The sequence below is a fragment of the Paraburkholderia acidiphila genome, assembly GCF_009789655.1.
GTDB lineage: Bacteria > Pseudomonadota > Gammaproteobacteria > Burkholderiales > Burkholderiaceae > Paraburkholderia > Paraburkholderia acidiphila.
Genome location: NZ_CP046911.1, coordinates 15,444 through 37,771, shown reverse-complemented (window position 1 = coordinate 37,771; position 22,328 = coordinate 15,444). Strand labels below are relative to the sequence as shown.

At 65.2% G+C, this 22,328-nt stretch carries 21 protein-coding genes; 14 read left to right on the top strand and 7 right to left on the bottom strand.

What is annotated here, in order from left to right:
* Positions 1-4: 4 nt before the first annotated feature.
* Positions 5-2,233: an SLC26A/SulP transporter family protein gene (locus FAZ97_RS24450; RefSeq protein WP_158761095.1), complete on the top strand. Its 2,229-nt coding sequence runs from the start codon at positions 5-7 to the stop codon at positions 2,231-2,233.
* Here the strand turns inward: FAZ97_RS24450 and FAZ97_RS24445 are convergent.
* Positions 2,227-3,576 (bottom strand): MFS transporter, encoded by a 1,350-nt coding sequence (locus tag FAZ97_RS24445; protein WP_158761094.1) that lies wholly within the window; start codon positions 3,574-3,576, stop codon positions 2,227-2,229. The two genes, FAZ97_RS24450 and FAZ97_RS24445, sit on opposite strands and share 7 nt — an antisense overlap.
* 292 nt (positions 3,577-3,868) lie before the next feature.
* On the opposite strand from FAZ97_RS24445, the gene FAZ97_RS24440 reads away from it, so the two are divergent.
* The 5 genes from FAZ97_RS24440 (at position 3,869) to FAZ97_RS24420 (ending at position 10,217) form a co-directional block, all read left to right on the top strand.
* Complete coding sequence (locus tag FAZ97_RS24440) at positions 3,869-5,275, top strand: NAD(P)-binding protein (RefSeq protein WP_158761093.1); 1,407 nt, start codon at positions 3,869-3,871, stop codon at positions 5,273-5,275.
* Positions 5,276-5,510: 235 nt separating this feature from the next.
* On the top strand, positions 5,511-6,437 hold the full coding sequence (locus tag FAZ97_RS24435) for a LysR family transcriptional regulator (protein WP_158761092.1): 927 nt from the start codon (positions 5,511-5,513) through the stop codon (positions 6,435-6,437).
* A 150-nt stretch (positions 6,438-6,587) separates the two neighbouring features.
* Positions 6,588-7,796: a YbfB/YjiJ family MFS transporter gene (locus tag FAZ97_RS24430; RefSeq protein WP_158761091.1), complete on the top strand. Its 1,209-nt coding sequence runs from the start codon at positions 6,588-6,590 to the stop codon at positions 7,794-7,796.
* 7 nt (positions 7,797-7,803) lie between these two features.
* A complete protein-coding gene (locus FAZ97_RS24425) occupies positions 7,804-9,084 on the top strand; it encodes an MFS transporter (RefSeq protein ID WP_158761090.1) in 1,281 nt (426 codons plus the stop codon).
* A 29-nt stretch (positions 9,085-9,113) separates the two neighbouring features.
* Entirely contained in the window at positions 9,114-10,217 is a 1,104-nt protein-coding gene (locus FAZ97_RS24420; RefSeq protein ID WP_158761089.1) for an NAD(P)H-dependent flavin oxidoreductase, read from the top strand.
* Between the two features lie 113 nt (positions 10,218-10,330).
* Here the strand turns inward: FAZ97_RS24420 and FAZ97_RS24415 are convergent, their stop codons facing one another.
* Positions 10,331-10,795 carry a RidA family protein gene (locus FAZ97_RS24415; RefSeq protein WP_158761088.1) on the bottom strand — a complete coding sequence of 155 codons (465 nt, stop codon included), beginning with the start codon at positions 10,793-10,795 and terminating at the stop codon, positions 10,331-10,333.
* 112 nt (positions 10,796-10,907) lie between these two features.
* Here FAZ97_RS24415 and FAZ97_RS24410 point away from each other — a divergent pair, with 112 nt between their 5' ends.
* Entirely contained in the window at positions 10,908-11,855 is a 948-nt protein-coding gene (locus FAZ97_RS24410) for a LysR family transcriptional regulator (protein ID WP_158761087.1), read from the top strand.
* A gap of 23 nt (positions 11,856-11,878) precedes the next feature.
* On the opposite strand, the gene FAZ97_RS24405 is transcribed toward FAZ97_RS24410, so the two are convergent.
* Complete coding sequence (locus FAZ97_RS24405) at positions 11,879-12,097, bottom strand: hypervirulence associated TUDOR domain-containing protein (RefSeq protein WP_158761086.1); 219 nt, start codon at positions 12,095-12,097, stop codon at positions 11,879-11,881.
* Positions 12,098-12,274: 177 nt separating this feature from the next.
* Between FAZ97_RS24405 and FAZ97_RS24400 the strand changes: the two genes are divergently transcribed.
* Positions 12,275-13,414, top strand: a complete 1,140-nt coding sequence (locus FAZ97_RS24400; RefSeq protein ID WP_233271889.1) for an NHL repeat-containing protein — start codon at positions 12,275-12,277, stop codon at positions 13,412-13,414.
* 91 nt (positions 13,415-13,505) lie between these two features.
* Here FAZ97_RS24400 and FAZ97_RS24395 read toward each other — a convergent pair whose 3' ends face one another.
* A complete protein-coding gene (locus FAZ97_RS24395) occupies positions 13,506-13,865 on the bottom strand; it encodes a COG4315 family predicted lipoprotein (protein ID WP_158761085.1) in 360 nt (119 codons plus the stop codon).
* 283 nt (positions 13,866-14,148) lie between these two features.
* Between FAZ97_RS24395 and FAZ97_RS24390 the strand changes: the two genes are divergently transcribed.
* From FAZ97_RS24390 to FAZ97_RS24380, 3 genes are all read left to right on the top strand, one after another.
* Positions 14,149-15,219 carry an MBL fold metallo-hydrolase gene (locus FAZ97_RS24390; RefSeq protein ID WP_158761084.1) on the top strand — a complete coding sequence of 357 codons (1,071 nt, stop codon included), beginning with the start codon at positions 14,149-14,151 and terminating at the stop codon, positions 15,217-15,219.
* A gap of 22 nt (positions 15,220-15,241) precedes the next feature.
* On the top strand, positions 15,242-15,505 hold the full coding sequence (locus tag FAZ97_RS24385; protein WP_158761083.1) for a hypothetical protein: 264 nt from the start codon (positions 15,242-15,244) through the stop codon (positions 15,503-15,505).
* 111 nt (positions 15,506-15,616) lie between these two features.
* Complete coding sequence (locus FAZ97_RS24380) at positions 15,617-16,471, top strand: AraC family transcriptional regulator (protein WP_158761082.1); 855 nt, start codon at positions 15,617-15,619, stop codon at positions 16,469-16,471.
* A gap of 52 nt (positions 16,472-16,523) precedes the next feature.
* Here the strand turns inward: FAZ97_RS24380 and FAZ97_RS24375 are convergent, their stop codons facing one another.
* Both FAZ97_RS24375 and FAZ97_RS24370 read right to left on the bottom strand, forming a co-directional pair.
* Positions 16,524-17,276, bottom strand: coding sequence for a hypothetical protein (locus FAZ97_RS24375; protein ID WP_158761081.1), 753 nt, complete (start codon positions 17,274-17,276; stop codon positions 16,524-16,526).
* Positions 17,277-17,383: 107 nt separating this feature from the next.
* Positions 17,384-18,028: an ankyrin repeat domain-containing protein gene (locus FAZ97_RS24370; RefSeq protein ID WP_158761080.1), complete on the bottom strand. Its 645-nt coding sequence runs from the start codon at positions 18,026-18,028 to the stop codon at positions 17,384-17,386.
* Between the two features lie 374 nt (positions 18,029-18,402).
* Between FAZ97_RS24370 and FAZ97_RS24365 the strand changes: the two genes are divergently transcribed.
* Positions 18,403-19,179: a hypothetical protein gene (locus FAZ97_RS24365; protein WP_158761079.1), complete on the top strand. Its 777-nt coding sequence runs from the start codon at positions 18,403-18,405 to the stop codon at positions 19,177-19,179.
* 530 nt (positions 19,180-19,709) lie between these two features.
* Here FAZ97_RS24365 and FAZ97_RS24360 read toward each other — a convergent pair.
* Positions 19,710-19,871 carry a hypothetical protein gene (locus FAZ97_RS24360; protein WP_158761078.1) on the bottom strand — a complete coding sequence of 54 codons (162 nt, stop codon included), beginning with the start codon at positions 19,869-19,871 and terminating at the stop codon, positions 19,710-19,712.
* Between the two features lie 3 nt (positions 19,872-19,874).
* Here FAZ97_RS24360 and FAZ97_RS24355 point away from each other — a divergent pair, with 3 nt between their 5' ends.
* Entirely contained in the window at positions 19,875-20,894 is a 1,020-nt protein-coding gene (locus FAZ97_RS24355) for an ABC transporter substrate-binding protein (RefSeq protein ID WP_158761077.1), read from the top strand.
* A 51-nt stretch (positions 20,895-20,945) separates the two neighbouring features.
* Positions 20,946-22,322, top strand: a complete 1,377-nt coding sequence (locus FAZ97_RS24350; RefSeq protein ID WP_158761076.1) for a sensor histidine kinase — start codon at positions 20,946-20,948, stop codon at positions 22,320-22,322.
* Positions 22,323-22,328: the final 6 nt, after the last annotated feature.

The window sequence follows — 22,328 nt, the reverse complement described above, 5'->3', positions numbered from 1 at the left end:
TCACGTGAAGCCGGGCAAGACCGCTACCGTCGCCGCCGCCCCGCCGCGCTCACGTATGGCGGCGCTCCCCGGCGATCTGGCGGCCGGCGCGGTATCGGCGCTCGTCATGCTGTGCTACGCCATGAGCCTCGGCACGATGATCTTCAGCGCCGATCTTGCCCGCTATGCGATGCTCGGCGTGCCCACTGCGCTCGTCAGCTGTGTCGTCACGGCGCTCGTGATCGCCCTGACGAGCTCGATGCGTCTGAACATTGGCGGCCCCGACAGCAACGCGGCTGCGTTTCTCGCGGGGGTGGCGGCCGGTGTGGCGAGCAGCGTGCGGGCGGACGGCGGCTCCCCGCAGACGCTCCTGCTCACCGTGCTGATCGCCATCGCGCTGTGTTCGCTCGTGACCGGCGTCGTGCTCTACGCAATCGGTTCTTCGAGGCGCAGCCGTTCGCTGCAGTTCCTGCCTTACCCGGTACTCGGCGGTTTTCTCGCGGGCACGGGCTATCTGCTGCTCGCCGGCGCATTCCGCGTCATGACGGGCGAGTCCCTGCAATGGCGCACGCTCGCGCTGTTGACGCATCTTCACTGGCTCGCCTGGCTGCCCGCGCTCATCGTTGGCGTGCTGGCCACTGTTCTGATGCGTAGCTGGAAACACGTTGCCGCGCTGCCGCTCACGCTGGCCTTCGGGATCGTCCTTTTCTACGTACTGCTACATGCTGCGGGCCTGTCGATCGATCAAGCGCGCGGCATGGGGCTGCTGCTGCCGCGCGCGGCGCTGCGGCTCGCGGGCATACCCGAGCTGCACTTGCGCGCGCAGCTCGGGCAGGGCGGCATCGACTGGACGGCGATCGCCGCCCACCTGCCCGAGAGCCTCGTGGTCACATCGGTCTCGGCCGTCACGATCCTGATGAATTCGACCGCAATCGGCGCGGCAACGGGCGAGGAAGTCGATCTCAACCGCGAGATGAAGGCCGCGGGCCTCGCCAATCTCGCGAGCGGACTGCTGGGCGGGATGGTCGGTTATCAATCGTTCAATCGCTCGATGCTCAATGCGCGCGTTGGTGCGACGAGCCGGATGGCGGGTGTGTTCGCATCGCTCGCGTGCCTTGTCGTGCTGGCGGCGTCGCCGGGTTTCGTCGCGCTCTTTCCCGTGCCGGTGCTCGTCGGCCTTCAGCTTTTCATGGGGCTGCGCCTCATCGTGCAGTGGGTGGTCGGCGCATGGACGAAGCTCGCCTGGTACGAATATCTGCTCGTGCCCGTCATTCTCGGCACGATCGCGGCCTGGGGCGTGATTCTCGGCGTAGCCGCCGGGGTGATCGCCGCATGCATCATGTTCACGCTGCTCTATGGCCGGGTGAGTTGCATACGCATGGAGTTCGACCTCCGCACCCGGAGGTCGAATGTCGAGCGCAATATCGAGGAGACCGAAGCATTGCGAAAACTCGGCGTGCAGGTGTGCGGGATGTGCCTGCAAGGGTTTCTTTTCTTCGGCACGGTCAATTCGATTCTCCAGCGCATACGGGAGCGGCTCGCCGCGCGCGATGCGCTGCCGGTCCGATACGTCGTGCTCGACTTCGCGTCGACGCAAGGCATGGACGCGTCGGTATCGATCAGCTTCGTGAAGCTGCGGCAACTCTGCGCGGCGATGGACGCGGACCTGATCTTGACCGCGCTGCCGCCGCGCTCGCACGATCTGCTGACCAGAACCGGCACGCTCAATCTGCGCATACGCGAATTCGACACGCTCGATGCGGGCCTGGAATGGGTGGAAGACCAACTGCTCGCATCGAGCGCGTTCGCGCCGAAGCCCGGTTGCGACCTTAACGCGTTGCTCGCGCTGCACTTCACGGCCAGTGCGCTGAACACGCTCTGCGCGAGACTCGAAGTGCGCGATCTGCAAGCGGGCGAGGCACTGTTTCTCCGTGGCGATCCGGGCGACGCGCTGTACATCATCGAGCGCGGGCGGGTCGCCGTTTCGCTGCCGCTCGCAAACGGGCGGCCGGTGCGGCTGCGCGCTTGCCTGCCGGGCACGGTCATCGGCGAAATGGCCGTGTATACGCAGCGGCCGCGCAGCGCGGATGTGTTCGCCGAAGTGCCAACACGGGTGCGCAGGCTGTCGCTGGCCGCGCTCCTTGCGCTCGAACAGGACGACCCCGCAGCCGCCCAGCAGTTTCACCGCTTTCTGGTGAAGGTCATTGCGTCGCGCCTCGCCCTCGCCACGGAGGCCCTGCGCGCGGCCTACTGAGCAGTGGGCGCCTGCCAGTCGCGTACGCGCTCAGTCACGTCTTCAGGCAGGGGACCGTCAAGCGATATCCGGGACGTTTCCGGCAAGGACATACCGCCGGCCAGCGCCAGCAGCGAGACGGCGATCAGGTAGAAAGCGGGCGAGATGTTATTGCCCGTCGTCTCGATCAACCAGGTGGCGACGAGCGGCGCCGTTCCGCCAAAAATCGTATAGGCGAGGTTGTACGTGATTGCCGATGCGGTGTAACGCGTTCGTGTCGGAAAGACTTCGGAGAGCAGGGCCGCGGTGACCACGCCCGACAAGACCGCACCGACCGCAAGCATGCATGCGCCAATCAATGCGGAGCGAAAATCCCCTGACCCTCCCAGCACAAAAGAGGGGTATACCGCGGCGATCAGGATGGCGCATACCGTGAAAACGGTTTTACGTCTTCCCACGGCGTCCGAGTAGAGGCCGGCGAGCGGGCAGATTGCGGCGGCGAACACCAGCGCGATTACCGTGATCAATAGTGCGCTCGCCCGGCTCATATGACCCACCACCTGCAGATACGTGGCGAAGTAGGTCGTAAAGGTATAGAACGAGAGCGCAGTCACGGAGACAAAGGCCCCAAGGCGCACAATCGCGCTTGCCTGGGTCTTGAGCGTTTCACGCAGTGGGGCGTGGGCCACGTCGTGTTCGTGTTCGACTGCGGCAAACGCCGGCGTTTCTCCAAGGCGCGTGCGCAGATACAGTCCGACGAGGCCGATCGGAGCCGCTGCGATGAACGGGACTCGCCAGCCCCAGCTGCTCATGGCCTCTGCCGAGAGCATGGCGTCCAGTCCGGATGCCACCACGGCGGCGCTCGCGAACGACAGGAACGTGGAGACCGGAATAAAGCTGCCATATCGCGCGCGCTGGTGTTTCGGCGCGTGTTCCATCAGATACGCGCAGGCGCCTGCGTATTCTCCACCGGCGGAAAAGCCTTGCACGCATCGCACGATCGCGAGCAGCAACGGCGCGAGCATGCCGACCGATGCGTAGGTCGGCAGCAAGCCGATGACCGTGGTGGCGCCTGCCATGATCAGGATGGTCATGGCGAGCGTTTTCTTGCGGCCTACCCTGTCTCCCACCACGCCGAAGAAAATGCCGCCGAGCGGTCTGAAGGCAAAAGCGACGGCGAAAACCGCGAAGGTTTTCATCAACGCGATTGCGGGGTCGCCATTCGAAAAGAACTGGCGAGTCAGCAGGGTTGCCAGAAATCCGTAAGCGGCGAAGTCGAACCATTCGACAAAATTGCCTACGGCAGCGGCAACGATCACTTTGCGAAGCGTCTTTGGGTCCACGTCTGGCTGATACGCTTTCATGCTCTGGCCGTCCCTTATGCGTTGAATAAGGTGTGCGTATCACCATGAATGGCAAGGCCAATCGAGGCGAGCGGTTTCACGCTGAAGTCGCACAGTGTTGGTTTGCACAGTAAATGCGACCATAAATGGCGTTCCTAGAACGAAGCCGACATGGTGACGCGCTGGAAGCGACATCCCGCCGTGCCAGCGCGCTTTTTGAATGCGTCGCATACCTGATTCATGCCAGCGCGGGCCTCGAATCGGTCGTAACATAGCCAGGATGTGCCACGCGGCAATCACGGCGCAGCTGAAAATGTCAGACGAAACGCTCGAAGCGGACTATCTCGTGGTCGGTGCCGGAGCCGCCGGGATGGCATTTGCCGACGCGTTGCTGACCCATTCCGACGCAACCGTGATCATCGTCGATCGCCGCCACGCGCCCGGCGGACACTGGATCGACGCTTATCCCTATGTGCGCCTGCATCAGCCGTCTGCGTTCTATGGCGTGAGTTCGGTGCCGCTGGGGCGGGACGTCGTCGATACCGCTGGGGCGAATGCCGGCTACTACGAACTCGCCGGAGCGGACGAGATTCGCGCTTACTTCGCGCACGTCATGCACGACCACTTCCTGCCGGGCGGGCGCGTGCGCTACTTTCCCTGCACTGAGTACCTTGGGGATGACCGTTTCGTGTCGCGCTTCGCGCAAGGGGCCTGGAAGGTTCGCGTGCGGCGCAAAGTCGTAGACACGACCTGGCTCGAAGGCACGGTGCCCGCGACGAGCCCGCCCCCGTTCGAAGTAGCAGACGGCGTGTGCTGCGTGCCTGCAGGCGATATCGCGCGCATCGCGCGGCGGCCCGAGCGTTTCGTTGTGATCGGCGCAGGCAAGACCGCCCTCGACACCTGCGTGTGGCTGCTCGACCAGAACGTGAGCGCCGCGTCCATCCGCTGGATCAAGCCCCGCGAGGCCTGGTGGATGAACCGCCGCTTCCAGCAGCCGCTCGCGCAGCTTCCCGGCTCGTACCGCGGCATGGCGATTCAGCTCGAGGCGATGGCGCAGGCCACTTCCATCGACGATCTCTTCGCGCGGCTCGAAGCCGAGGAGGTCTTCCTTCGCGTTGACTGCGATGTCGCACCGAGCATGTTTCGCGGAGCCGTGATCAGCGAGGGCGAACTGGAACGCTTGCGCGAGATCCAGGATGTCGTTCGTCTCGGTCACGTACGCCGGATCGAACGCGATGAGATCGTCCTCGACGAGGGGCGTATCCCGACAAGCGAAGCTTCGGTGCATATCCATTGCTCGGCGCGCGGGTTGGCGCGGCGACCCCTGCGCCCGATCTTCGAGGCGGGGCGGGTGACGGTGCAGCCCTTCCTGTGGGGGTTCGTGTGCTATCAGTTCGCCTTGCTTGGCGCGATCGAGGCCCTCTTGCCGAACGATGAGGACAAGAACCGGCTCTGTCCGCCGATCTCGTATTGGGACGAGAACGCGGACTACCTCAGCGCTTTCCTCGCGACCCTCGCGCACGAGCGCGCCCGCATGGCCTGGCCGGCGCTCGCGGGCTGGGCAAAGGACAACCGGCTCAACCCGTTCGGCGGAATCGGACACTATCGCGATGCGCCGGACGTGATCGACGCGCGCGAGCGTATCAAGCGCAGCGCGGCGACGGCGGTCGGGAACCTTGCGCAGCTGCTCAAGACGAACGCCCACGAAGCAAAAAATTGAAGTGCATGCTGCTGGTCGTTCGTTAAGTTCGCCAGCAAAATAATTAGGCATCCGAATGGTAATTTCCGCCGATACTCACTGCACATGGACAGATTCGCCCGGGAACGCGAGGGGCATTCGCTGCAGCCGAATGCGGGTTCGTGATACAAGATCAGGCGAACGTAAAAGGTGGCGATAACCGCCCGGATCGACGCGGAAAACACAGACTAAAGCGACCACAAAGCCAAGATACGCAATGGACCGAATCGACGCCATGAAGGTTTTCGTCGCCACGCTCGACGAGGGAAGTCTCGCAGGCGCGGGCCGCCGGCTCGGCCGCTCGCCCGCGGCGGTGAGCCGGGCTATTGCATTCCTGGAGGAGCACACGGGCACGCCGCTCCTGTACCGCACCACGCGCACGATCCGGCTGAGCGAGGCGGGCGAGCGCTATGCGCTCGCGTGCCGGCGCATTCTGGCCGATCTCGAGGAGGCCGACCTGCTCGCCGCCGACGAGCGCTCCGCGCCGCGCGGGCTCCTTGGCGTTACGGCGGCGGTGGCCGTGGGAGAGGAGGTGCTGGGCCCGATGATCGACGAGTTCATCGACCGCAACCCCGAGGTGTCGATCCGCCTGCACCTGCTCGACCGGCCTGCGAGCCTCATTGACGAAGGCATCGACGTGGCGTTGCGCATTGCGCATTTGCAGGACTCCACGCTCGTCGCCATTCCGGTGGGCGAGGTGCGGCGCGTGGTGGTCGCTTCGCCCGCGTATCTCGCCACGCATCCGGCCATCGTGGCGCCCGCCGATCTCGCGAGCCACGCGATCATTTCGATGACGCATTTCGGGCTCGACTCGTGGAGCTTCCCGGCAACGCGCCAGACGGCGCTGCCCCAGGTCGTGCAGTTCTCGCCGCGCTTCATCGTGAACACGATACGCGCGGCGCGGGCTTCGGCCGTGGCGGGGCATGGCGTGACGCGGCTCTTTTCCTACCACGTGGCCGAGGAGGTCGAGGCGGGCAGGCTCAAGATCGTCCTGCGCGACAGCGAGCATGCGCCGCTGCCCGCGAATCTCGTCACGCCGCACGGGCGCCTCTCGGTGCCCAAGGTGCGCAGTTTCGTCGATTTTGCCGCGCCCCGGCTGCGCGAGTACTTCGAGCAGGCCCGGCGCATTACCGACGCCGATTGAGCGACATTCAACCCGGGCGACACTCGCTCATTCGTTCGAGACGCGGAAGAATGACTTCCGTACTGCGGCGATTCTCTCGCGAATCGATCTAACCTAGACTGACTCCCAACTTCAGCAGGTGCCCCATTGCCTCGCTAGCCGGGAGTTGTCATGCAACAAGCCGTCTCGAATCCGTCCGCGCCTGCCGCCTACAATGTCTGGCGGGGCACGCTCGCCGGCGCCAGTGCAAGCCTGATCGGCATTGGCCTCGCGCGTTTCGCCTACACGCCGCTGTTGCCCGCCATCATCGGCGCACACTGGTTCCCCGCTTCGACGGCCGCCTACCTCGGCGCCGCGAACCTCGGCGGCTATCTGGCCGGTGCGCTGCTCGCGGGCGCGATGGCTCGCGCCGCCAAACCCGCTACCGTGCTGCGCGCGATGATGCTGCTCGCGACGCTCGCCTTCGTCGCCTGCGCGGTGCCCGTCTCGTTCCTCTGGTTCTTCGTCTGGCGCTTCGCCTCCGGTCTGTCGGGCGGCGCGCTGATGGTGCTCGCCGCGCCCACGATCCTCGCGCATGTGCCTGCTGCGCGGCGCGGCTTTGCGAGCGGCGGCATCTTCACGGGCATCGGGCTCGGCATTGCGGCCTCGGGCACGATCGTGCCGATCCTGCTGCGCCAGGGCTTGAGCGTCACGTGGCTCGGACTTGCGATCGTCTCGGCGCTGCTCACAGCCGTGGCCTGGAACGGCTGGCCTGAACACGGCGCGCCCGCGCACGCTCAAGCGCCTTCGCGCTTCGAGCATGCCAAGGCCTACCCGCGCGCGAAGCTGCGCGCGCTCTACGCCGAATATGGGCTGAACGCCGTGGGGCTCGTGCCGCACATGATCTTCCTCGTCGATTACGTGGCGCGCGGCCTCGGTCGCGGCGTGGATGCGGGCGCCGAATTCTGGGTGCTGTATGGCATCGGCGCGATCGTCGGCCCGCTCGCGGCAGGACATCTCGCCGACCGCGCGGGCTTCGGTCCGGCGTTGCGCACGGCGTATCTGGTGCAGGCCGTCGCGGTCGCGATTCCGGCGTTTGGCATGTTCGGGGCGGAAGGACTCATGGTCTCCGCCGTGCTGGTGGGCGCCTTTACGCCAGGCATCGTGCCGCTGGTGCTTGGCCGCGTGAACGAGCTGCTCGCGCATCATCCGTCCGCGGTGAAAAGCGCGTGGAGCCGCGCCACGACGAGCTTCGCCGTGATGCAGGCGGTGGCGGCCTACGGCCTGTCGTTCGTGTTCTCGTCGAGCGGCGGCAATTACCTCGTGCTGTTCGCCATCGGCGCTGCTGCCCTCGTGCTCGCGCTTTTTGTCGAGCTCTTCTCCGCGCTGCGCACCAAGTGAGGGCCAAGTGAATACCACCGTCTCTTCTCCCGCCGCTGCACTCGCGCAGACCCAGCCTCAGCCGCGCGGCTACGCGGAGCGCAATGCGCAGTACTGGCAGCGCAATCTCGTGGTGTGCGTGATCGGCTCGTTCACGACGCTCGTGAGCCTGAGCATGCTGCTGCCGTTCCTGCCGCTCTATGTGCGGCAGCTCGGCGTGAGCTCGCAGTCCGCCGTGATCCAGTGGTCGGGCGTGGCGTTCGGCGCGACCTTCCTCGGCACGGCGCTGACCGCGCCGATCTGGGGGCGCCTCGCCGACCGCTATGGCCGCAAGCCCATGCTCGTGCGCGCGGCGATCGGCATGGCCGTGGTGATGTCGTTGATCGGCGTGGCGCACAATGTGTACGAGCTCGTTGCGCTGCGTCTGATCGCCGGTCTCGTGGGGGGCTATGCGTCGGCTTCCACCGTGATGGTCGGCACCCAGGCGCCGCGCGAGCGCGCGGGCTGGGCGCTCGGCATTCTTTCCACGGGCGCGCTCGCGGGCAATCTCGTCGGGCCGCTGGTGGGCGGCGTGCTGCCTGGCTGGATCGGCATTCGCGGCACCTTTTTCGCCGGCGGCGCGATGATCGCCGCGGCGGCGCTCTTGACCATCTTCGTGGTGAAGGAAGAGTTTCATCCAGAAAGCGACGCGAAATCGCACGCACGCCATGCAAAGGCCGGTTCAGCCGATAGCGCGCGCCGCCCCGACTATGCGGTCGTCGCCGCGCTGCTCGTGACCGCGATGATGGTGCTGCTCGCCAACATGTCGATCGAACCCGTCATCACGGTTTATATCGGCAGTCTGGGCGTGGGTGCGGCGCATCTCGCGCGCGTGGCAGGCGTGGTCATGGCATGCTCGGCGCTGGGCAGCATGCTCACGGCGGCGCGCCTTGGCGCGCTCGCCGACCGCTTCGGGAGCTGGCGCGTGATCGTCGCGTGTCTCGTGCTCACCGGGCTCGCGATGGTGCCGCAAGCGTTCGTCACGCACTGGTGGCAGCTCGCGGGCCTGCGCGTGGTGATGGGCATGACGATCGCGGGGCTCCTGCCTTCCATCGGCAAGCTCGCGCGGCAATCGGTAGACGAAAGCAACACGGGCCGCCTGCTCGGCTATTTGCAATCGGCACAATTCAGCGGCCAGGTGGTGGGCCCGGTAATCGGCGGTGTGATCGGCGTTCACTTCGGCCTGCACGCCGTATTCTTCGCGACTGGCGCGCTGCTGGTCGCATGCGGTGGACTCGCGCACTGGGCGCAGCGCCGCGCTCACGCTTGAAAGCGGAACGCATCCGGAGGTAACGCAACATGAGCAGCACTCACGTGGACGAACGGGCGTTGCTGCGCTCGCTCGGCATTCAGAAACCGATCATTCAGGCGCCCATGGCGGGCACCACCACGCCGGCGCTGGCCGCCGCCGTGTCGAACGCGGGTGCGCTGGGCTCGCTCGGCGTGGCCGCGATGAGCGCGGAGAACGCGCGCAAGGCCATCCGCCAGACGCGCGAGCTGACGCCGCGCCCGTTCAACGTCAATGTGTTCTGCCATCGCCCGGCCACGCCCGATGCGGCCGTGGAGCGCGCGTGGCTCGACTGGCTCTCGCCGGTGTTCGAGCAATACGGCGCCACGCCGCCGCAAGCGCTCTCGGAGATCTACACGAGCTTCGTCGTGGATAAGGCCATGCAGCGCATGCTCCTCGAAGAGAAGCCCGCGGTGGTGAGCTTCCATTTCGGCCTGCCGCCCGATGCGGTGATCGCCGAACTCAAGCACGCGGGCATCCGGTTGTTTGCGAGCGCAACGAATCTCGACGAAGCGGCCGCGGCCGTGGAAGCGGGCGTGGATGCGATCGTCGCGCAGGGCGTGGAGGCGGGCGGCCATCGCGGCGTATTCGATCAGAACGCCCGCGACGACGGCCTCGGCACCTTCGCGCTCACGCGCCTGCTGGTGAGCGAGTTCGACGTGCCCGTGATCGCGGCGGGCGGCATCATGGACGGCGCGGGCATTGCCGCCGCGCTGGCGCTGGGCGCACAGGCGGCGCAACTGGGCACGGCTTTCGTGGCCTGCCCGGAGAGCGCGGCCGACGAGGGCTATCGCGCCGCCTTGCTCGGCGACGCGGCGCGACATACCACCTTCACATCGGCGATCTCGGGACGTCTTGCGCGCGGCATCGTCAACCGGTTCACCGCGCTCGGCGAGGACCCGAAGGCGCCGCGCATTCCGTCCTACCCGATCGCCTACGACGCGGGCAAATCCCTGATCGCGGCAGCGAAGGCCAAGGGCGAATCCGGCTACGGCGCGCAATGGGCGGGCCAGGCCGCGCCGCTGGCGCGCGCGTTGCCGGCGGCGGAACTCGTGGCGCAACTGGAGCGCGAGACGCGCGAAAGCATTGCGCGGTTGCAGTCCGTGTGGGGTTGAGCGGCGTTTCGCTACGGCGGCACCGCTACTGGAAACATCGGCACGCGCGATGGACACGCGTGCCGATGCGCCGATGTGCCGATGTGCAGTTACCCAGCGAGAATGAAGCGCGCTCAGGCGGGCACGATCTGCGCGATCACCACGAGTTCGACGGGCAAGTTCAGCGGCAGCTGCGAATGCGAGAACGCCGAGCGCGCGTGTCCGGCCTTCTCGCCGAGCGCGGCCGCGAAGAGATCCGATGCGGCGTCGAGCACCGCAGGCTGGTCGAGAAAGCCTTTTGCGCTGCTCACGTGGCCTTCCATGCGCACGATGTGATGCAGACGCTCGAAGCTGCCCAGGTGGCGTTTGATCTGCGCGAGCACGTTCAAGGCGGTGAGCTGCGCGGCCTCGCGGCCTTGTTCGAGCGTCAACTCCGCGCCCACACGTCCGGTCCAGCGCAGCTTGCCGTCCGCAAGCGGCCCCTGGCCGGAGATGAAGAGCAGATTGCCCGCCTCGGAAGCGGCCGTGTAGTTGCCGAGCGGTTGAGGCGCGGCGGGCAGGGCGAGACCGAGATCGGCAAGTTTCTGTTCGACGGACACGATGTTCTCCTCGAGTGGGGGTGAGTATTCGCCTCATGCTGGAGCCTTCAGAATAGAGCGAAAAAGAGCAAGAACAACCGGCGCGAACCGGAACGGTCAGGAGAAAACGGGCATGCAACGCAAATTCGACGATCTGCTGCTGGGCAGCATTGAACTGTTCTGCCAGGCGGCGGAACTGGGCAGCTTCACGCTGGCGGCCAACGCGGCGAGCGTCACGCCCGCTGCGGTGAGCCGCTCCGTGGCGCGGCTCGAAGAGCGGCTCGGCGTGCGCCTATTTGTGCGCACGACGCGCCAGATCCGCCTGACCGATGCGGGGCGGCGCTACTTCGAGCAGTGCCGCCAGGCGCTGTCGCAGCTCGTCGACGCCGAGCGCGAAGTCACGGGCGAGCAGACCACCCCGGCTGGCGTGCTGCGCATCAGCATGCCCACGCCCTACGGGCACTATCGCGTGCTGCCGCTCTTGCCGGCGTTTCGCGAACGCTATCCGGAGGTGCAGGTCGACACGCACCTGAGCAACCGCAATATCGACTTTGCCGACGAAGGCTTCGACCTGGCGATTCGCGGGCGTGCGCCCGCCGATTCGAACCTGGTGGCGCGCAAGCTGGAAGACGCGGAGATGGTGGTGGTGGCCACGCCCGGGTATCTGAAGCGTGCGGGTACGCCGAAGACCGTGGCCGATCTGCAGAAGCACGAATGCATACAGTTCGAACTGCCAAGTAGTGGGCGCCATCTGTTCTGGACGTTCGACGGCAATGCCAATGAAGACGGCGATGTGGTGACGAGCGGAAGTTACGGAACCTCCGGCGACGCGCTCGCGGGCGTGACGCTCGCGCGCGCGGGGGCGGGGCTCTTTCAGACGTATCGCTTCGTGGTGGCGGACGACCTGCGCGAGGGCAGGCTCGTGGAGGTGCTGCGCGAGGAGGGCGGGCGTACCCGGCCATTCATCCTGCTCTATCCGCACGCGCGCTACTTGACGTCGCGTGTGCGGGCCTTTGTGGATTTTCTGGTGGAGCAGCTGGCAGCGCCGGCTCCCGCGCCGCGCGCGAAGCGCGCGCAGTGAGGGAACGGCCGAAGGCCTTCAAGTCAGTGCTTGTGCACCTTCTCCAGCCCGTCCGCGGGACGCACCGCGTGCTCACCGGTTTTCTCGCTTTCGACTTCGTAATGCGGGTCGTCCTTCGACGCGGCGACAGCCTCGCCCTCTAGTTCCGTATCCCTGATGATCCTGCGCACGACAGTGCCTGTCGTCATGCCTTGCGGGGTGTTCCACGTGACGCGATCGCCTGTTTTGAGTCGATGGGACATGATTGTGCACTCCGTTGGTTGAACCCTCCTTATCGCCGCATTCTTCGTTCCCGAAGCGGAATAGCCCCGCCGCTGCTTCGTTTACGCAAAACGCGGGGCGCGCGAAGCATGGTGGGTTCACTGGCCGCGCGAGTCGTCATGGCATTCCGGACCGTCCCCGCGAGAAGGAGGTGTCAGATGAAAGCTTCTCGCTCGTTGTCTGCATGTCGTTCATACATCGGCAGGAACCGCACGGCGTTCGTGCCGCGACTACGCCGCCTGGCATTGGGCGCCGGGCTCTTCGCCCTTTCGCTCGGCGCGGTGCAGGCCGACGCCCAGCAAGCGATCCTGCCGCCGGCGTTCGCGACTTCATCGACCGTGCCAACCAATGGCGACGTCAATCCGTACGGCATTGCATTCGTTCCGGCCGGCGTGCCGTCGTGGAGCCCGCTCAAACCCGGCGACGTGGTGGTGTCCAACTTCAATGCGCAATCGAACCTGCAAGGCACCGGCACGACGATCGTGAAGATCGTTCCCAATAGCCAGCCCGTGACGTTCTTCGCGGGGCACAACCTGGGTCTCACAACGGCGCTCGCCGTGCTGAGAAGCGGCTTCGTGCTGGTGGGCAACGTGCCGACCGCCGACGGCAAGAACGTCATCGCGCCGGGCTCGCTTCTCGTCATCAATCCGCAGGGCCGGCTCGTCAAGGAACTGAAAGATGCGCGCTTGCTCGACGGCCCCTGGGACCTCACCGTGATCGACGGCGGGCAATTCGTGAAGGTCTTCGTCTCGGATGTGATCAACGGCACCGTCGCGAGAATCGATCTCTTGATCGGCGAGAACGGCGTAACGGAGCTACCGACTTCGACGATCATTGCCTCGGGCTACCTGCATCGCACCGATCCGGCGGCGCTGGTCGTCGGCCCCACGGGGCTCGCTTACGACGGCCTGCACGACGTGCTGTACGTCGCCTCGACCGGCGACAACGCGGTGTTCGCCGTTTACGGCGCGGCGGGTGCGAGCCATAGCGGCGGAGTGGGGCGGCTCATCTATCAGGACAACACCCATCTGCACGGACCGCTTGCTCTTGCGCTGGCGCCCAACGGGCATCTCGTCACCGCCAACGGCGACGCCGTGAACCCCGACCCGCAACAGCCCAGCGAGATTGTCGAGTTCACCGTGGACGGGCAATTCGTCGCGCAGATGTCGGCCGACCCCACGGCGGGTTCCGCGTTCGGGCTGGCATTTGGCATGGACAGCCAGCATCACTCGCAGTTTGCCGCCGTAGACGACAGCACCAACACGACAACGGTCTGGACGTTGCGTACCGGCAACTGATCAACACCCGTGCAACGACATGACTCACACCCCGCTCCGAAACGCCGGAGCGGGGCAGGTCATGGCAATCGTTTAGTGTTACGAAATAACGTCAGGGCTTCACGGTGTGCCACATGCCTTTGAAGCCGTCGCCGTTCATCTGGCCAGCCTGCGTGTCTTTCGAATAGCGATAGAGGGGGTGGCCCTTATAGGTCCATTGATGCTTCCCGTCAGCGGAAGCGATCATCCCCCAGTCGCCGCTGGCCTTGTCGTAAGGGTCGGCGAGCGCGGCTGGCCACATGGTTGCGCAGGCACCGGCGCAGGCGCTTTTGCCCTGCACGGTGTCCTTATCGAACGTATAGAGCGTCATGCCGTCGTCGTCGACGACCATGCCGTTGGTGACTTTCGGCGCTTCCGCGAAAGCCGCAATGGGCAGAAAGCAAACCATGGCGCACCACAAGATTCTGGTCATGATTTCAGTCCTTGTGAAAACCCCGCTGGGGTACGTGATAAACGGCTGACGGCGGCCTTTCTTCCATTTTCGATTCGACATTGGGAAGCGCCTCGCGGCCCGTGAGATCGATTTCCTCGAAGACGGGTGAAACGCCTGCCGCTCGCCCTACGTTCGCTGCCGAACAAACGACGAACAAACGATGAACAAACGCGGCCATCTCGCGCACGTCGAGCCGCCGGGAGCAAACCGGATGCGGCATACTGCAAAGCGCACAATGCGTATGCCTTTACAGAGAGCCGCGATGATCTTTCGCCAGCTTTTCGACCCCGTATCGTCTACCTATACCTACTTGCTCGGCGACCCCGAAAGCGGCGAGGCGCTGCTGATCGACCCTGTCTACGAGCAGGTGCCGCGCGACCTCGCGCTGCTGCAGGAACTGGGCCTGCGTCTGCAGGCGACGCTCGACACCCACGTCCACGCCGACCACGTGACGGGCGCGTGGCGCTTGCGCGAGCGTAGCGGCAGCCAGATCGCGCTCGCCGAAGCGGTGGGCGCCGAGGGCGTGAACCGCCCGCTGCGGCATGGGGACCGCATTGCCTTCGGCAAGCGGTATCTGGAGGTGCGCGCCACGCCCGGCCACACGAGCGGCTGCCTGACCTACGTGCTCGACGACGCAAGCATGGCCTTCACCGGCGACAGCCTGTTGATCCGCGGCTGCGGCCGCACCGATTTTCAGGGTGGGAGCGCGGAGCAGCTTTTCGCTTCCGTGCGCGGGCAGATCCTCACGTTGCCGGGCGACTGCCTGCTCTACCCGGCGCACGACTATCGCGGCATCACCGTCACGAGCGTGGCCGAAGAGCGGCGCTTCAATCCGCGCCTGGGCGGCGACGTCGATCTCGGCGACTTCGCGGGCTACATGCACAACCTGAATTTGCCGCACCCCAAGCAGATGGCCGTCGCGGTGCCCGCCAACATGCGCTGCGGCAAGCCCGAAGGCGAGGCGCCGATCCAGGAAACGCCCGACTGGGCGCCGCTCACGCTGCGTTTTAGCGGCGTGTGGGAAATCGAGCCCATGGCGCTGCTGGAGCTTGCGGCCGCCATGCAGATCGTCGATGTGCGCGAGGCGCCCGAGTTCATCGACCAGCTCGGGCATCTGCAGGATGCGAAGCTCGTGCCGCTCTCGCAACTGATGGCCCGCATTGACGAGCTCGATCGCGACCGGCCGGTCGTGGCCGTGTGCCGCTCCGGCGTGCGGTCCGCGCAGGCAAGCGTATTGCTGACCAAGGCGGGCTTCGGCAAGGTGGCCAATCTCGCTGGCGGCATGCTGCGCTGGAAGGCCGAGGGATTGCCCGTCGCGCCGTGCAATCCTTGATGACGCCCTGGAGGAGACGAACATGACAGCCCACGACTTCGCCGAGTTTTCCTGGGACGAACAGGAAGACGTCAAGGCTGTGCTCGCCAGCCGGGGGCTCGACCTGCGCGAATTCCGGATCTCGGACAACGAAAAAGCCGCTGGCGGCGGCGAGCGTGCGGCGATCCGGCAGGTATCCGTCACGCGGATCGCCAACGGCAAGACGGCCACCTACGACACCGACCACTTCGCCCCGTGGATCACGGATTTCGACGAAGCGCTCCAGGCCGGCGAATTCGACGACTGAACCCGGTTCGCTGCGCCGGCAACACCGGGGGGGCGCTGCGTCCTTCATGCAGGGCTGGCGTACACTCGTGCCCTTGGGAAAGGAACCCGGGAACGAGGAGCGAGGCTGGCCATGACGAACGCGACGGCGGCCGAGGGCCGGAACGATCACTGGCTCGTCGCGCGGCGCGACGCGCAGACGGGCATCGAGAGTTTGCGCGCGCACTTCAGAGGCCACGCCTACGATCCCCACGATCACGACGACATGCTGATCGGCTACACGGAGCAGGGGGTGCAGCGCTTTCAGTGCCACCGCTCGCTGCATACGAGCGTGCCGGGCCGCGCGATCCTGATCGAGCCGGGTGCGCTGCACGACGGCCACGCGCCCGAGCCGGGCGGCTTCACCTACGCGATGCTGTATCTGCCGCAGCCGTGGGTCGAGCGTGCGGCGCGCAGGCTCGACATTGCGGGCCTCGCCGGCGTGGAGGCCGCTTTCGGCCAGACGCTCGTCGACGACCCGCGCCTGACCGACGCAATCCGCCGCGCCTTTCTGGCGCTGTATGGCGAGGAAGGCCGGCTCGCACGCGACGAGGCGCTCGACCGCTTGCTGGAGCACCTGGGCGGCCATCTGCTGGATACGACCGCAGCGACAGCCCCGGCGCCGCCTGCATTGGCCCGCGTGCGCGATCTGCTGCACGAGCACATGGCCGCGAACATAGGGCTGGACGAACTCGTCGATCGCTCGGGCATCGACCGGTTTCGCTTGACGCGCCTGTTTCAGCGCGAATTCGGCACGTCGCCCCATGCGTACCTGGTGCGCTTGCGTCTGCGTGCCGCGCGCAGGCTGCTGGCGGCGGGGCGCACGCCGGCCCAGGTTGCCGCGGAAGTCGGCTTCGCGGATCAGAGCCATTTGGGGCGCTGGTTTCGCCGCGCGTACCGCATGACGCCGGCCACTTACCGGCGCATGTGTGAGCAAAGGCGGGACTAGACAGATTCCGCAAGCCGCGCCTGGCGCGGCGGCGCCTTGCGGGAAACTTGCGCTACCGGCTCAGGCCGGCCTGGGCCCGTTGCAGCCACTCGCTGTTGTGCTCGCGGGCGTGGCGCGGCCAATGTTTGGCGTCGTGCACGATATCGGCGTAAAGCTCGCGTGCGCGCTGGCGGTCGGCTTCGGCGGGCTGCCTGGCCAGCCATTCTGCGAAGAGGCAACGCGGGGCGGCGTCGCTTGCGCAGGCGAGCGCGGCTTCGAACGCGGCGCGCGTGCCCGCTGCACCATTGGCAGCGAGCGCCTGTGCATACAGCAAGGAGGGAACCGGCTGCTGGCGGGCGACGGGCTGCACGGCGAACAGCTTTTCGAGCGTCTCCTGCGTGGCCACGGCATTGCCGTTTGCAAACTGCGCGCGCGCCAGACCCTCGAGCAAGGCGGGATCGGAGGCGAACGGGCCGGTGGCCGCCGCCTGGTAGTGCTCGAGCGCTTCGGCGGCATTGCCCGCGTCGAGCAGCGCCGCGCCCAAACGCATGCGGTGCGCGACCGTGGGCGCGCGGTCGAAGTCCGTGCGCGCCTCGCGCACCGCGCGGTTGGGATCGACCAGTTGCGAGATGGCCCGGCCCGTTGCCCTCGCTCCGCGCGACTGGCGCAAGCTTGGCAAATAAATCACGAAGAAATAGACGAGGCTGCCAAGGCCGGGGAAAAGAAACAGGATCAGCAGCCAGTACATGTTCTGCTGGTTGCGGATGGCATGCACTGCAAAGAGCAGGGCGACAATGACGTAAAGGCTGATTCCGAATATGCGCATTGGCGGAAGGGTCCGTTTTTGGTCCGTTTTGGTCCGTGGTGGTGCGTTGCCGGTGCGTGGCCGTGCGGCAGGCGTGGCAGGTCGTCGAATCGACTGAAGCTCGCGGGTCAAAGGCGACGTTTGTGCAGTTTGCGCTGCAGCGACTCCATCTCTTCAATGATACCCGCGGGCAGCTTGCGTTCCCTTGCAATCGCAACGCTATCGCGGCCTTTCGGATCGGCAATGGACGGATCGGCTCCGGCGTCGATCAGCATGGCGAGGGTGGCGAGCCGTTTGAGCCGCGCGGCATAGAAAAGCGGCGTTTCGCCGTGCGCCTTGAGATTCAGCTCGGGCCGCGCCTTCAGCAACGCGCGGCAAACCTGTTCGTCGTCGCGCCATACCGCTGCCCAAAGCGAATAGCTGGCGTTGGCGCCTTGCTCGAGCAGGAACTCGACGAGCGGAAAATTTTCTCCGCGCGCCACGGCGTACCAAAGCGGCGTGGCGCGAAAGTCGCCCTCGTCCTCGTCCATGGGCACCGCCCGTTCGAGATCCGCGCCGGCGCCGAGCAGCGCCTTGACGGTGGCGATGCCGTTCGATTCGAGAAGCGCGGCGCTGCTGCCGGGTTTGACCGCGCACGCCCGGTGCAACGCGGTGTGGCCTTGCGGATCGCTCGCTTCGACAAGTTCGGGCGCGGCTGCGCATAGCGCCGCCACCGCCTTCCAGTCCCACATGCGGGTGGCGGAAAATAAGGCTGTCCTCGATGGCTTTGTCATGATTCCGCCGCATTGGGGCAACTGCCGGATTGTCGTGAATTCTAGCGGGGTCATTTAACGAGCGTTCTTGGATGCGTTGTCGCCCGGATCAAAGAGACTGATACGCGTTAGCTAATCGACATCCCGGATGTTATCTGCGTCCGCCGTTCGGCCCGACACATGAGGTGAAACTGTTGGGTAGGCAACACAACGACAGTTCGCAAGGGGAGCACCATCGATCTGTTCAAGCCGGAACCAGGCACACGTCGATAGAAGGCGGATCTGTGTCAGAGATGCTTAATAATGAGGAGCTAAAAATGCTAAGGTATCCTTGCATTATTACTGCATCAATTGCTCTCTGTTGTGGTTTTGAAGGGTGTGGTCTAACCAGCAAGATGATCCAGTCTACGCAGGAAAACGAAGCGCTGCTAACTGCTGCGGCGCCTTTAAATCTCAAGAACGTGTATGGTGATCTCAGCCAGTCGGGCGACCCAGGAGGTGCGAGTGGCGCTCAGGCTGGATCCGCGCCGACGGACGCCAACAAGAAGAACTACGTGGGGATGGTGCTGCACGATTCCGAACAGAAGTGCGCCTACTTTGTCGGCTCTCTTTCGGCCGGCCAACGAATTTCCAATACGACGTTCGACATTCTCACCACGACGCTAAACGCCCTGGCGACAGTGTTGACGCCAATCTCGACGGTCCACGCGCTAACGGCAGGGGCGACAGTGTCGTCTGGCACACGGTTGGCGATTAACCAGGACGTCTACGAGAAGGAAACGGCGCAATTGATTACCGGCGCGATTGACGCTACGTACTACAAGGAATATGCCCAGTACGCGGCGAGCCTCGAGACCATGGATCCCGTTTCGATGTCTCCGTCGGTGGAGGTCGCGAGGATAGAAGGGTTTCACAAAGACTGTTCGCTGGATCGTGCATTGACCTATGTGTTCGCCAATCAACCTCACCTGGCCCAGAAGCCTGCGCCGACCGACGACCAGATGCAGAAAGGGACACCCTTCACGGGCGCCAATGGAACCGTGTATGTCATCACCAAGGCCCCGACGCCAGCTGACCAGACAGTCAAGTACCAGATCCTGATGTCGACGGGGACTCTTTCGCCGGAATTCCAGGTCACGGACAACCAGTTCCGCCAGATACTCGGGCAGTAGCGATCCTTCGCGGCCGCTACCACGCGGCCCAGGCAACCGCGCGCAATTTGCACCCACGGACCGACCACAGGCAAAATACGCAATTCCAGCGGATGGAAGACGCTATGCGCGGCGGTTAGCGCAAGGCGCTGCCGCCCGCGTAACAAAAAAATAGACTGACGGGGTAGCAAAGATGATGGGACGGCTTCTGGTGGTGGTATCGATGGTTGGCGTACTGGCCGCTTTGGCGGGCTGCAATACGATTGCCGGTTTCGGGCAGGACATCACGGACTCTGCCCGGGCCGTCCAGCGCGTTATTTGACCCGTTCTTCGGGTAGCGTATAGCTGCCCGATCGAAGGTTACGGCCGAGGTAGACTCCTGCTGAATGAACTCGGAACGTCGACGCGTTCCGTTGTGCAAATCGATAAGGCATCCTCTATAAATTAATCAGCGCGCTGCTGCTGCTGGTATTCGACTCCGGTCCGGCAGCAGGATTCACCACAACGATGCATCTGATCGGCGAACGATTAACGCTGAATAAAAGCCATTTTTATTCAGAAAAATAAAAAGTATAAATAGCGCCGCCGCTCATGGAAATCCCGTATAAATCGGCGCGACCCGCGAAAGCTTCGGGAAGGGTTTGCGTCACTAAAATCCCCGAAACGATCGAGGCGGCCAGTCTTGCGCCGCCGTCCCATTCTGACGGAGACACTCAATGCCCCCCAGTTCTGGCGCGCTGCGTCATGTCGCACTCGCTGGCGGCCTGCTGTTTGCCATGGCGCTGCACGGCGCACATGCCGCCGACGACGCCGGCGACAAGATCACCATCATGGTAGGCGGTATTACGAAGCTCATTTACCTGCCCGCGCGCCTCACCGAGCAACTGGGTTATTTCAGGGACGAAGGGCTGACGGTCGAGTTGCTCTCGCAACCCGCAGGCGTGGATGCCGAGAACGAACTGCTCGCAGGCGCGGTGCAGGGCGTGGTGGGCTTCTACGATCACACCATCGACTTGCAGACCAAAGGCAAGGACGTCAAGGCGATCGTCGTGTTCGGTCAGGTGCCGGGCGAAGTGGAGATGGTGTCGTCGAAAGCGGCTGGCACCGTCAAGTCCATGGCTGACGTCAAAGGCAAAACGCTGGGCGTGACGGGCCTGGGCTCCTCGACCAGCTTTCTCACGCAATATCTCGCGAGCCAGCATGGCATCGCTTCCAGCGCCTACACCATGTTGCCGGTCGGCGCGGACGCGAGTTTCATCGCCGCCATCAAGCAAGGGCGCATCGACGCGGGTATGACGACCGAGCCGACCGTTTCGGCGCTGCAAAAAGCCGGCGACGCGAAGGTGCTCGTGGACATGCGCACGGTGGAAGGCACGCGCGCCGCGCTCGGGGGCACCTATCCTGCCGCCAGCCTTTACGTGCAGAACGCGTGGGCCGAGTCGCACAAGGCGCAGGCGGCGAAGCTCGCGCACGCGTTCGTGCGCACCATGCAGTTCATTCACACGCATAGCGCGGAGGAAATCGCCGCGCAAATGCCCGCCGACTATCAAAAGGACAAGGGCCTCTACGTGAGCGCACTCAAGGCCTCGCTGCCGATGTACACCGCCGACGGCAAGATGCCCGCCGACGGTCCGGCGACCGTTCTGAAGGTGCTTTCGAGCTTCAATCCCTCGGTCAAGGGCAAGCACGTGGATCTGTCCGGCACCTATACGAACGAATTCGTCAGCGCGAAATGAAGCACGTCCTGCGCGCGCCGCCTCGCGGCTTCGTACCTGAGAGCGCGTGACATGGTGCATAGCCTGCGTGCGCGATTGCTGTTGTGGCTGCTGGTGCCGCTCGCCGTGTTTGTCGTCGTCACGAGCGGCGTGTCGTATGACGCCGCGCGGCAGACCGCCGACCTCGTGCAGGATCATTCGCTGCTGAATTCGGCGCGCACGATCATCGAGGACGTCGACTGGGACAACGGTTCACTCAGCGCGTCGATTCCGCCGGCGGCGCTGGAACTGTTCGAGTCGCCGTGGCAGGACCACGTTTTCTACCGGGTACTGGCCGGCAATGGCCGCCTGCTGGGCGGCGCGCCGGACTTGCCGCTGCCGCACGCGGATACCGCCGACGCGCCTGTGTTCTACGACACCACGTATGCCGGCATGCCGATTCGCGCCGTGGCCTACGAGCGCATGCTCTACGACTCGGGCAGCGCCGAGCGCGTCATGGTGATCGTCGGCAAGACAATGGAGTCGCGCGAAGCGATGATCAGTGCCTTGTGGCGGCCGCAGCTCGCACGCCAGTGGCTCATGCTGGCGCTCGTCGCGCTGCTCGTGCCGCTCGGGCTCACGCTCGAACTGCGGCCGCTCATGAAGCTCAAGGACGACGTTGCCGACCGCGAGCCCGTGCAACTGGAACCGATCCGATCGGACCGTCTGCCCTCGGAACTGCGGCCGATTGTCGAAGCGATCAACCAGTGCATCGCGCGGCTCAAGGTGCATGCCGCCATGCAGCGCCAGTTCATCGCCGACGCGGCGCACCAGTTGCGCACGCCGCTCACGCTGCTCACCACGCAAACGCAATTCGCGAGCCAATGCGACGCGCGCGATCCCGCGCTCTACGACGCGCTCAAAGGCGTGCGCCGCACCAGCCAGAAAATGGCGGAGTTGACGAATCAACTGCTTTTGCTCGCGCAGGCGGAGTCGATGGCGCAGTCGTCGCGCAGCCAGACCCGCGTCGATCTCACCGAGGTTGTCTCCTCGGTGCTCGAAGAGTTGGTTCAGGCGGCGGAGCGGCGCGGCATCGATCTCGGCGCGGAACTCGATGACGACGTGCACGTGGCGGGCAATACGGGCCTGCTCGCATCGCTCGTGTCAAATCTGATCGACAACGCCATACGCTATACGCAGCCCGGCGGCCGCGTGACCGCTATCTGCCGCAGCGAAGGCGGCGAGGTCATGCTGCAGGTCGTGGACAACGGCCCCGGCATTCCCGCCGAGGCGCGGGCGCACGTGTTCGAGCGCTTCTATCGCGTGGCGGCGGATACCGAGGGCACCGGCCTCGGGCTTGCGATCGTGCACCAGGTCGCGCGTTCGCACGGCGGCTCGGTGAGCGTTGCCGCCGGGGCCGCGCGCGTGGGCCTCGTTGCGACGGTGCGCTTGCCTGTCTGGCCCGGATGAGAAGAC